Below are 12480 nucleotides of genomic sequence, written 5' to 3' on the forward strand. Positions count from 1 at the left end.
TCATTAAGAGTCGATGAATAGTACAAAAACCAGTCAGGGTCATAAATTTCCTCTTTTTAACCAACACATGTAGTTAAGCAAATATTCAGAAAAATAGTTTAAAGGAATAGTTATGTACAGAGGTACTTAAATAAAATTCTTCTGTAGCATAATCCTTTAATAACACTAATCTTAGCCAAATATTCTCAGAGATTAAAAACAATAATCTAGATTCTGAATAAATACAATGGTATAAAATGCCAATAATTTCTTTCTGTGGAAATAAAAGTTCGTGATGTACTTTTTTTTCTGATAAATTTATAAAGCGTATATAAAATCTCAAAGGAGAAAACAGCATGCCAAACAAGGAACAGAATATAAATAAAGACAACGAAGAGAAAGTTATAATACAGTCTCAAGATCAGCATGGTATTTTTAATAGAATAATTAATAAGCTTGAACTTAAAAAAAAGCAACTGAATATAGAAATAAAGAAAAAAAACGGAGAGACAGTAACAGAAACACCTAAAGATCTAGCAAATAGACTAACCAAAAAGTATAAAATTAAGAAACAGAAACATACTAATCTAGAAACTTTAGCAACATTGGGTGAAGATCTTTCTGAATATGATCCAGCTTCAATCGAAGGAATCCTCTCCTATCTTAAACTTTCTCCAGCAGAGAAAAAGCTGTTACAACAAAGAACTATTGAAATGAATAGCAAAGATAGAATAATAATAAATAGTCAAAATAGACTCCTGTTTATTAGCTTTCTTAATGAAAAACATAGACTTAAATCAAACACGCCTTTATCAGAAAAAAAAAAGCTGCACTAATTGAAGACCTTGATAAATTCTATCATACTCCTTTGAAACTTAGTACGTATCATAACTTTATTCTCGATCTGGATATAGTAGCTAGAAGGGATGTAGGTAGGCTTATAAATGATCAACTTCCAAAGGTGAATGAATTAATAACGCAGGTAATAGATGATGTTGCTATAGATATTACAAATAAATACCAACTTTTAGAGAACCACACAGTCTCCGAAGAAAAACTAGAGGCAACAGCAAATGAGATCATGGATTTAAATCTTGATGAGGAAGTGAAAAGGGAGGTTATTGGTAAACTTGAACTATCAAAAGAAGATCGAGCCACTCTCCGGAAAATATATAGAAAAAAACAAGACTCGTTGCAAAAACAGGAAAGTAAGACAAACGCTAATTTAAAAGAGCTTACAAAAGATGACGATGAAATATCATTGTATCAGCAAGTAGATGATGCAGCTATAGCTATCATAAATAAATATCAGCTATCTATCCCCGAAAATAAACTAAAGGCAATAGCAGATGAGATAATGGATTTAAATCTTAGTGGGGAACAAAAAGAGGAGGTTATTTTCCAACTTGGACTACAAACAGAAGATAGTGCCACTCTTTGGAAAATATACAAAATAAATTTGATGAAAGCAGAACAGTTATTTTATCAGCAAGCAAACAATGCTGCTATTCATGCTACTATAGCTATTATCAATAAATATCAGCTTTCAGAGAACCAATCTGTCCCTGAAGAGAAACTAAAGGCAATAGTAAATGAAATTATGGATTTAAATCTTAGTGAAGAATACAAAAGAGAGGTTGTTTTCGAGCTTAAAATATCAGAAGAAGATCGAGCCACTCTTCAAACAATATATAGAGAAAGACAAGAATTTTTTAAAGCGCAAGAAAGTAGGACAGATGCTAAAATAGATGAGAACACAAAAGGTGAAGATAAAGTATCATTTAATCAGCAAGTAGATGATGCAGTTATAGGCATTATAAATAAATATGAACTATCTATCCACGAAAGGAAACTAAAGGCAATAGCAAAGGAGATTTTTAATTTAAAACTTAGTGAGGAACAGAAAGAAGAGGTTATTATCCGTCTTGGAATACAAAAGGGATATAAAGATACTCTTCTCGAAACATTTAAAGAACTACAGAAATGGCCAACACCAGCCCAAAGTAATACAGAAGTTATAATAAGAGGAGCTAAAGCATTACAGTTATTTAATCAGCTAGTACATGATTCAGTTACTTATATTGAAAATAAATATCAACTTTCAGAAGATCAAGCTACTCACCATAGGAAACTAACGGCAATAGCAAAAGAGATTATAGATTTAAACCTTAGTGATGAACAAAAGAGAGAGGTTATTAATGGTCTTGAAATACCAGAAGCTGATAGAGAATCTTTTTGGAAAATATACAGAAAACTTGAGGTATTGCCAAAAATAAAAGAAAGTAAGACAGACTCTAGAGTAAATGATCGGACACAAAATGGACATGGTGGCGATGGGGCACAATTAGTTAATAAAAATAACAATAAGAAACGAATTATCCGAAGAAATTTTGCCGAAGCAGCACCATTTTTTTTTAAGGGAATAAATGATGCTACTATAGCTATTACAAATAAATATCAACTTTCGAATGACCAACCTATCTTCCGAGATAAACTAGAGAAAATGGTAAAAGAGATTATAGATTTAAATCTTAGTGAGCAACAGAAAAGGGTGGTTATTAGAGTACTTGAAATATCAAAAGAGGATAGAGTCGCTCTTAAGACAATGTACAGAGAAAGACAAGACTTGTTAAAAACACAAGAAAGCAAGATAGACGATGAAGTATTCTTTTATCATGGAGTAGATGATGCAACTCTAACTATTATAACTAAATATCAACTTTCAGAGGACCAACCTAATCCCCCAAAAAAACTAGATGCAATAGCAAATGAGATTTTGAATTTAAATCTTAATAAGCAACAGAAAAGAGAGGTTATTTTCGAACTTGAAATACCAGAAATAGATAGAGATAAACTTAATGAATTAATAAATAAAAAAACAACGTTGCTAAACCAGGCAGAAACTTTACAAGAATCAGCTAAAACGAACCTAAGCTCAATATTAAGTCAGGGACTAAATAATTTTTACTCAAAACCAAATACACCACTACAGACATCATTAAAATCAAATTTAAGATCTCTACTAAAGAAAAGTGGGAATAATCTAGGATCGGAACCGCCGATATCGCCAAAACCAAATCCATCAAAAGGTAACCCATTAAAAAGAGTAAACAATCTAGGCTCGAAACCACAGACTCCACTAAACCAAACGATTCACGTATCTAAAGATTTAGATGAATTTAGTCGATGAACCATAATTGCTCAAGACGAATCATTTTCTGAAAAGGGATTGTTCGGCTCTTGCTGTTTTAGGGATGATTAATATTTTTCATCTCTTCGTCAATAAGTACTGATGAGTGATGCAAAATCAAATCTGGGCAAGAAGGTACCCCATTCTTTCTCAGATTTTTTTGTTTTCTCACATTTGTTCGTTAATTAATCAAAAAGTTTCTATTTTTCATGATGTCATTGAATTAAATCCGTAAATTACGTATTTCTATATTTTTATACAGGAATACTATTTTTTTCAAATCACTACACGTGGTTACGCAAATATATTCAGAAAAAAATTATGAAAGAAATAGTTATGTATAAGTGGACTCAAATAAAACTTTATTCATGCATAATCTTTTTGAAAACACTATTCTTGACTAATTATTTTCAGAAATTAAAAATAATATTCTAAAATTTGAACAAATACCATGGTATTAAACTCCAAGAATTTCTTTATTTAGGAATAAAAGTTTTTGATGTCCTTTTTTTTCTGATAAATTTATAAAGCAGTATATAAAAGTGCAAAGGAGAAAACAACATGGAAAAACTAAATAAAAAAAATGGAGAGAAAGTAAGCGTACAGTCCAAAAATCAGCGTGGTATTTTTTATAGACTAAAAGATAGGTTGAAACTAAATAAAAAAAACGGAAAAAAAGTAATTGTACAACCCGAAGATCAGTCTTCACTTGCTTATGAACTAACTAATAAGTATAAACTTGAGAAAAATAAATCTGATGATATGAAAGCACTAGTAGCATTAGGAAAAGATCTTTCTAAATATGCCCCAGCTACAATCGAAGGAATCCTCTTCTATCTTCCATTGACTCCAGAAAAGAAAAACCTGTTTCAACCAAGAAATAGAATAGTACAGCCTGAAGATCAGCAAAGTCATGCTTATAGACTAACCAATAAGTACGAACTAAAAATGGAACGTACTAATCCGGAGAAATTCGCAAAATTAGGTAGAGAACTTTCTAGATATGATCCAGCTACAATCGAAGGAATCCTGTTACATCTTCCACTGATTCCAGAAGAGAAAGACCTGTTACAACCAAGAAATAGAATAGTACAGCCCGAAGATCAGCTTGAACTTGCTGATAGATTAATCGATAAGTATAAACTAAAAAATAAACATACTAATCTGAAAACAATGGCAGCATTAGGAAAAGATCTTTCTAGATATGATCCAGATTCAACCGAAGGAATCCTCTTACATCTTCCATTGATTCCAGAAGAGAAAAAACAGTTAAAACCAAGAAATAGAATAGTACAGCCCGAAGATCAGCTTGAACTTGCTTATAGAATAACCAAAAAGTATAAACTAAAACATCAACATACTAATCTAAAAACATTCGTAGCATTAGGAAAAGATCTTTCTAGATATGATCCAGATTCAACCGAAGGAATCCTCTTACATCTTCCGCTGATCCCAGAAGAGAAAAACCTGTTACAACCAAGAAATAGAATAGTAAAACCCGAAGATCGACTTGAAATTGCTGATAGGTTAACCGATAAGTATAACCTAAAAATGGAACGTACTGATCCGGTGACATTCGCAAAATTAGATAGAGAACTTTCTAAATATGATTCAGATTCAACCGAAGGAATCCTCTTACATCTTCCGCTGATTCCAGAAGAGAAAAAACTGTTACAACCAAGAAATAGAATAGTAAACCCCGAAAATCAGCCTAATCTTGCTTATAGATTAACCAAAAAGTATAAACTAAAAAATCAACATACTAATGTGAAAACATTAGTAGCATTAGGTAAAGAACTTTCTAAATATGATCCAAATTCAACCGAAGGAATCCTTTTACTTCTTCCATTGAATCCAGAAGAGAAAAAACTGTTACAACCAAGAAATAGAATAGCACAGCCCAAAGATCAGCCTGCTCTTGCTTATGAACTAACTGAAGAGAAAAAGCAATCTACTAATGTGGAAACACTAGTAGCATTAGATAAAGATCTTTCTAAAGATGATCCAACTTTAAGCGAAGGAAACATCTCCAATCTTCCATTGAATCCAGAAGAGAAAAACCTGTTACAACCAAGCAATAGAATAGCACAGCCCAAAGATCAGCCTGCTCTTGCTTATGAACTAACTGAAGAGAAAAAGCAATCTACTAATACGGAAACACTAGTAATAGATAAAGATCTTTCTAAAGGCGATCCAACTTCAAGCGAAGGAAACATCTCCAATCTTCCATTGAATTCAGAAGAGAAAAACCTGTTACAACAAAGAACTATTGAAATGGATAGCGAAGATAGAACCTTTTTTATTGACCATTTTAATGAAAAACATAGTCTTAATTCAAACACGCCTTTATCGGAAAAAACAAAAGCTGCACTAATTGAAGACCTTGATAAATTCTATTATCTTCCTTTGAAACCTAGTACGTGTTATAACTTTATTTCCGATCTACATATTACAAATAGAGATGATGTACGTGAGCTTCTAAATGATCAAATTCCCAAGGTGAATAAATTAATAACACAGGTAATAAATAATGCTACTCTAGCTATTACAAGTAAATATCAACTTGTAGAGAACCAATCTGTCCCTAAAGAGAAACTAGAGGCAATAGCAACTGAGATTATGAATTTAAATCTTGTTGAAGAACAGAAAAGGGAGGTTATTGCTAAACTTGAAATCTCAAAAGAAGATCGAGCTACTCTTGGAGAAATATACAGAGAAAAACAAGACTTGTTGCAAACACAAGAAAGTCAGAAAGACGCCGAAATAAAAGCTGCTACTATAGCTATTACAACTAAATATGAACTTTCAGAGGATCAATCTAACTCCTCAGAAAAACTAAATAAAACAGCAAAAAAGATTGCGAAATTAGATCTTAGTGATGAACAGAAAAGAGAGGTTATTCTCGAACTTAAAATACCAGAAAAAGATCAAGACACTCTTCTATCTATATACGAAGAACAAAAGAAAGCTGCTACTATAGCTATTATAAAAAAATACAAACCTAACGCCCAACATGATCTAAAGGAAATAGCAAAACATATTGCGAATGAAAGACGTAATAATGTCAAAAAAAAATCAACAGAATCAGAACAATTATTTCAGCAGAATGTACATGCTGTTGCTACTACTATTACAAATAAGCATCAGCTTTCAGAGAAACGACCTGCAAACCCGAATAAACTACATAGAATAGCAAATGAGGTTGTGAATTTAAACCTAAATATAGACCAGAAACTGGAGCTCATGCGTACGCTTGCCTTGACACAAGCAGACAAAGACAAGCTTCGGAATATATTCTCAAATAGTGTAATAAATGATAAGATCGTACCCCTATTGGCTGAAGAAATAAAAGTAGCTTACCAACTTTCAGAGAATAAAACTATCTCTCCAAAGGATTTACATAATATAGCAATTACCATTGAGAATAGTTCTCTTGATAAAAAGTATATAGATGCGGTTCCAAACGCTCTTGTCATGACAAGAGAAGATAAAGAGACACTTCGGGATATGATCAGAGAAAGAGCGAAACAACAAACAGAAATAAAACAAGAAAATGAAGCAGACATTAAAATAAATGGGAAGACCATAGCTGAAGTACTAGATGACAACGCACTATTGCTATCTCGAGCAATGAACACTGCATTAGAACTTAAAGAGAACAAAAAGGTAGAACCAGAAATACTATCTATGATGGCAGAATTTATTGGTAGCAGAAAACTTAATGAAATAAATAGACGCAATATGCCTTATATGCTTACTCTGACTAAAGAAGATAAAAAAGAGCTTAATGAAATAACAAATGAAAAAACAACATTGCTAAATAAGGAACTCGAAATTTCACAAGAACCAGCTAAAATGAACCTAAGTTCAACATTAAGTCAAGGACTAAACAATTTAGATTCAAAACCAAAGAATCCACTACAGACATCACCAAAACCAAATTTAAGAACTCTACTAAATCAAAGTGAGAATACTCCAGGCTTGGAACCAAATACGTCGCCAAAACCAGGAACTTTACCAAAAGCACCAGCCCGAATTAATCTATTAAATGTTGTGGTACAGAATAAGATAGTCTCCCTATTGGCTGAAACAATAAAAGTAAATTATCAACTTTCAGAGAATAAAACTATCTCTCCAAAGGATTTACATGAAATAGCAATTACCATTGAGAATAGTTATCTTGATGAAAAGTATATGGATACACTTTCTGATAATCTTGTCATGAGAATAGAAGAAAAAGAAGCACTTCGGGATATAATCAGAGAGAGAGCGAAACAACAAACAGATAAAAAACAAGAAAATGAAGCAGACATTAAAATAAATGGGAAGACTATAGCTGAAGTAGTGGATGACAACGCGCTTTTGTTATCTCGAGCAATGAACACTGCATTAGCACTTAACGAGAACCAAAAGGTAGAACCCAAAATGCTATCTACGATGGCGGAATTTATTGGTAGCAGAAAACTTAATGAAATAAATAGACGCAATATACCTTATATGCTTACTCTGACTAAAGAAGATAAAAAAGAGCTTAACGAAATAATCAATGGAAAAACAACTTTGCTAAGTAAGCTTCCCGAACTAGATAGAACAAACCCAAATCCAATAGATCAAGTTCCATTACCATTGAATCAAAGACTAAGTAATCTAGGATCGGAACAAAATACTCCACCAAAACCAAACAAAAATATAAAACAAATGAATTCTTTATCTCAAGGATCAGCTGAAGTTAGTCGATAAACCATAATTGCTCAGAGACTGGGACAAAACTTGTCTCAGTCTCTTCTAGTATCTCTAAAACGAATCGCAATCATTCATGATAAGTGTAGATAAAGAGCAATCTTCATCTGCTAAAAACAACTAACTTAAGATCATTAAGTCAAACTAGTGATTCTTTAGATCGACTGTGTGAGCTATTCAAGCTTTATGGATAGAAGTACAAAGGTAGTACTTGAAAAATCACCTTAAAAAGTCCACAATAAGGAAGATAGAATTTATTGAGAAAAAGGATGATACTATTGACTGATAATCGCCCGATTGGTTTTATTGATTCAGGTGTTGGTGGATTGACGGTGGTCAAAGAAGCATTGAAACAATTACCAAATGAAAATATCTTATATGTTGGAGATACTGCCCGTTGCCCCTATGGTCCTAGACCGGCAGAACAAGTGATCGAATTTACTTGGGAAATGACGAATCATTTGGTGGAACAAAACATCAAAATGTTAGTGATTGCCTGTAATACTGCTACTGCGGTTGCTTTAGAAGAAATCAAGGCGGCACTTCCTATTCCAGTCATTGGTGTGATCTTACCTGGGACAAGAGCAGCTGTTAAACAAACAAGAAATAAACAAGTAGGGATTATCGGAACCCTCGGAACGATCAAAAGTCGTGCTTATGAAACAGCGCTGAAAACGAAGGTACCTGAACTTGCCGTGACTAGTTTGGCTTGTCCAAAATTCGTTTCGGTAGTGGAAAGTAATGAATATCATTCGTCAGTTGCAAAAAAAATCGTTGCCCAGACACTAGCGCCATTGGTTACTAAGAAAATCGATACATTAATATTGGGTTGTACCCATTACCCTTTGTTACGTCCGATTATCCAAAACGTTATGGGAGAAAGTGTAACATTAATCGATTCAGGTGCAGAGACTGTCGGGGAAGTTTCGATGTTGCTGGACTATTTTGAAATCAGCAATTCAGTCAGTGAGGGTCGGACGTTATGTCAATTCTATACGACTGGTTCAGCTAAGCTTTTTAAAGAGATTGCACAAGATTGGCTGATGCTCGATCAGTTGAATGTTGAGCATATTGAATTAGGAGGGAAATAACAGATGCGTCACGATGGAAGACAACCTCAGCAGTTAAGAAAAATAAAGATTGAAACAAATGTTTTTAAACATCCAGAAGGTTCTGTTATGATTCACTTTGGTGATACGATCGTCAATTGTTCTGCTACGATTGAAGAAAACGTTCCGCCATTTTTAAGAGAAACAGGAACTGGTTGGGTAACAGCAGAATATAGCATGTTGCCACGTGCGACTCATACTAGAAATCGAAGAGAAAGCAGCAAAGGAAAACTTTCAGGACGCACAATGGAAATCCAACGGTTGATTGGTCGTTCGTTAAGAGCGGTCGTTGATCTGAAAAAGTTAGGCGAACGTAGTATTATCATTGATTGCGATGTTTTGCAAGCAGATGGTGGGACAAGAACGGCTAGCATCACAGGAGCTTTTATTGCGTTAAAATTAGCAGTCGAAAAGTTACTTCAAACAAAAGTTTTACGTGAAGACCCAGTTATTGAACATTTAGCTGCTATCAGTGTTGGGATTTTACCCGATCAGACATGTGTGGCAGATTTAGATTATGAAGAAGATGCTGCAGCGCTAGTCGATATGAATCTAGTCATGACTGAATCTGGCAAATTTGTCGAGATTCAAGGAACTGGGGAAGAAGCAACCTTTGATGGAGAACAATTAAACGATCTGCTCTTTTATGGGAAAACGGCGATTGAGCAATTGATTCTTGAACAAAAAAATGTCTTGTTCGAGCAACGAGCAGAAAGAGAGGACGATTTGAAGACGATCGTTATTGCTACCAAAAATGCTGGGAAAGCAGAAGAATTTAAAGCGATGTTTGGCAAAGCAGGTTATGAAGTCAAAACATTGTTTGACTATCCTGAATTACCTGATGTAGAAGAAACTGGTTCAACGTTTGAGGAAAATGCTCGTCTGAAGGCGGAAACGATTGCTTATTTGTTGAATCAACCTGTATTAGCTGATGACTCTGGTTTGAAAGTAGATGCTTTAGGCGGCATGCCAGGGATCTACTCTGCACGATTTGCCGGCGAACACAAAAGTGACGCAGGAAACAATGCGAAATTACTTTATGAGATGACGGAGATTCCAGATGAGAAAAGAACGGCGCAATTTCATTGCACCTTGGTTTTTGCTGCACCGGATAAAGAAAGTCTAGTGGTGGAAGCGCAATGGCCAGGAAAAGTAGGAAGAATCCCAAGAGGAGACAACGGCTTTGGGTATGATCCACTATTTATTCCTGACGGTTCAACTGAAACTGCAGCCGAAATGTCAAGTGAAGAAAAAAACCAAGTCAGCCACCGGGCACAAGCAATGAAAAAATTGAGCCAAGTATGGCAAAGCTGGTTGGAAGGTGAAAACAAATGAAATATTTAGTTGTCAGTGATAACCATGGTGATCGGGAAATCTTAGCTGATCTAGTTGCTCGTTATCAAACGAAAGTGGATTTCTTCTTTCACTGTGGCGATTCAGAATTATCGCCAGAAGATCAATTGTGGACGCACTTCCATGTAGTCAAGGGAAATTGTGATTTCGGACCGGGATTTGTTGAAAAAGAGTGGGTTGATACTGGGAAAGATAAAATATTTATCACTCATGGACATTTGGCAAATGTTCGTTTTGGTCTTACTCAATTAGCGCTTGAAGCGCAAGCCAACCAAGCAACGATGGTCTTTTTTGGTCATACGCATCAAATTGGTTGTGAGGTAGTAGAAGGGGTCTTGTATTTGAATCCTGGAAGCATTTCGCAACCACGAGGACCGATCCAAATCCCTTCTTATGCCTTGATTGAACACAGTGGAGAACAAGTCAATGTTCAATATTATAATCGAGCGCATCAACCTGTCGAGGAACTGGCTTTCACTTTTTCCTTGTAAGCAAAAAATCTCTAATTTTTACTAAAATCTCGATTTTTTATATGAATTTTGCATCCGTTTTCGGTAAAATAATTATGTTGAAATGAAATTGAAATGGAGGCCCTCCAATGATTGGACCGATTGTAAGAGAGTTATTGCTACAAAATCGAGAGACTTTTTTGATCTCGGCTGAAAATGTAGCGAATGTCATGTATCAACATCCATTATCACATGGTTTGCTTGTTTTATCGAAAGTAGGTTATACGAAGATCCCTGTACTAGGAAAAGATGACCGTTTCGTGGGATTAGTTAGCTTATCTGATGTCGTCAATAAAATGATCGATCTACAAACGATCAGCATGGACCCATTAGAAGGACTAACCGTTGCAGATGTAATGGAAACGAATGTTGCAACGATCGATGAAAATTGGGAACTAGAAGAAGTTCTCCATTTATTAGTTGATTCACCTTTTCTACCGGTTGTTACAGAAGACAAAGTTTTTAAAGGGATCATTACTCGAAAAGAACTACTAAAGGCAGTCAACTATATGGTGCATGAATTGGAACGACGAAACATTGTTTCGCCTAAAGTCGAAGAATTAAAAGAAAAGTTAGACATCGTTAGTTAACGATTAAAGCAAAAAAGATTGAGACTGATTACACTTATTTCTCCATTAAGGTCATTTAATGGAAAGCGTAAGGAATCGTCTCAATCTTTTTTATTTCAAGCTGATCGGGCTGTTAGGAATGGTAAATCCTGCTGTTGTCAATTCTTTTACATAAGAACTCAAAAATTCTTCTTTCAAAACAAATTGTTTCCCATTCAAGGCATAACAAATGGTTCGAATCGCAAAATTACTGTTCCCTAAATCGACTAATCCAAAAATTGTTGGTTCAGTTTGTAAGTCGTCTTGGTATTTTTCAGCTAATCGTTGATTTACACGATCGATGATTTCGTAGATAGAATCATAGCCTTCTTCCGGCACGATGCGAATATCAAGTAGAACTTGCATATTCGCTCTGGATAGATTGCTGATAGTCGTGATGTTTCGATTGGGAATAAAGTGGACCGTACCGTCTACGGCTTTTAACTGTAACGTCCGAATACCGACAGAAGCCACTGTTCCTTCAATTGACAGATTCGCTAATTTTACATAATCTCCGACATCCATTTGTTGTTCCATAATAATGAAAAAGCCAGTAATCACATCACTCATAAAGCCTTGTGCGCCCAATCCAATTGCTACCCCAGCAATTCCCGCTCCTGCCAACAATGAACCAATCGGAACACCAATGACGGATAAAATCGCATAAATAAAGAAAAAACCCATCGTGTATTGGAAAATCGTATTTAACAGACTGTGTAACGTTTTTAAACGACTTTCATTCAAAACCGATTTCTTAGAATATTGTTTAAAAGATTTATCAATTAAATATTTTCCGACACGGTTGAGTATGGCAAATAAAAGAATTAAAAAAACTAAATAAAGTCCTTTTTGGATGAAGGTTGCAAAAATTGCATCCCAATCGATCGTATTCCAGAAACGTTGAAAAGCATTCACTTGGTGGACTGCTTGGTCAGTTAATGTTTCACCAGTGGAAGTGGTTGCTGTTGTCGCTAGTTGTAAAAACATAAGAT

8 protein-coding genes are annotated in these 12480 nt (G+C 34.6%); 7 read left to right on the forward strand and 1 reads right to left on the reverse strand.

Annotation, left to right across the window (positions count from 1 at the left end; translation table 11 throughout):
* The first annotated feature begins 335 nt into the window (after positions 1-335).
* The 7 genes from IGJ11_RS05905 to cbpB all read left to right on the forward strand — a co-directional run bounded on the left by IGJ11_RS05905 (position 336) and on the right by cbpB (position 11470).
* A complete protein-coding gene (locus IGJ11_RS05905) occupies positions 336-815 on the forward strand; it encodes a hypothetical protein (RefSeq protein ID WP_251849774.1) in 480 nt (159 codons plus the stop codon).
* A 32-nt stretch (positions 816-847) separates the two neighbouring features.
* A complete protein-coding gene (locus IGJ11_RS05910; RefSeq protein WP_438772440.1) occupies positions 848-3169 on the forward strand; it encodes a hypothetical protein in 2322 nt (773 codons plus the stop codon).
* Between the two features lie 561 nt (positions 3170-3730).
* Positions 3731-7909 (forward strand): hypothetical protein, encoded by a 4179-nt coding sequence (locus IGJ11_RS05915; protein ID WP_242697161.1) that lies wholly within the window; start codon positions 3731-3733, stop codon positions 7907-7909.
* Between the two features lie 269 nt (positions 7910-8178).
* Positions 8179-9000, forward strand: coding sequence for a glutamate racemase (gene racE / locus IGJ11_RS05920; RefSeq protein ID WP_207432275.1), 822 nt, complete (start codon positions 8179-8181; stop codon positions 8998-9000).
* A 3-nt stretch (positions 9001-9003) separates the two neighbouring features.
* Positions 9004-10353 carry a ribonuclease PH gene (gene rph, locus IGJ11_RS05925; RefSeq protein WP_010737495.1) on the forward strand — a complete coding sequence of 450 codons (1350 nt, stop codon included), beginning with the start codon at positions 9004-9006 and terminating at the stop codon, positions 10351-10353.
* A complete protein-coding gene (locus tag IGJ11_RS05930; protein ID WP_010737496.1) occupies positions 10350-10862 on the forward strand; it encodes a metallophosphoesterase in 513 nt (170 codons plus the stop codon). Before rph ends, IGJ11_RS05930 begins: the two co-directional genes overlap by 4 nt.
* A 107-nt stretch (positions 10863-10969) precedes the next feature.
* A complete protein-coding gene (gene cbpB / locus IGJ11_RS05935) occupies positions 10970-11470 on the forward strand; it encodes a cyclic-di-AMP-binding protein CbpB (protein WP_010719279.1) in 501 nt (166 codons plus the stop codon).
* Positions 11471-11560: 90 nt separating this feature from the next.
* Here cbpB and IGJ11_RS05940 read toward each other — a convergent pair whose 3' ends face one another.
* The gene (locus tag IGJ11_RS05940) at positions 11561-12475 is read right to left on the reverse strand and encodes a mechanosensitive ion channel family protein (protein WP_034697771.1); all 915 of its coding nucleotides are present in this window, start codon (positions 12473-12475) and stop codon (positions 11561-11563) included.
* Positions 12476-12480 lie beyond the last annotated feature (5 nt).

The sequence above is a fragment of the Enterococcus sp. DIV0691 genome (genome assembly GCF_051711145.1).
GTDB lineage: Bacteria > Bacillota > Bacilli > Lactobacillales > Enterococcaceae > Enterococcus_B > Enterococcus_B hirae.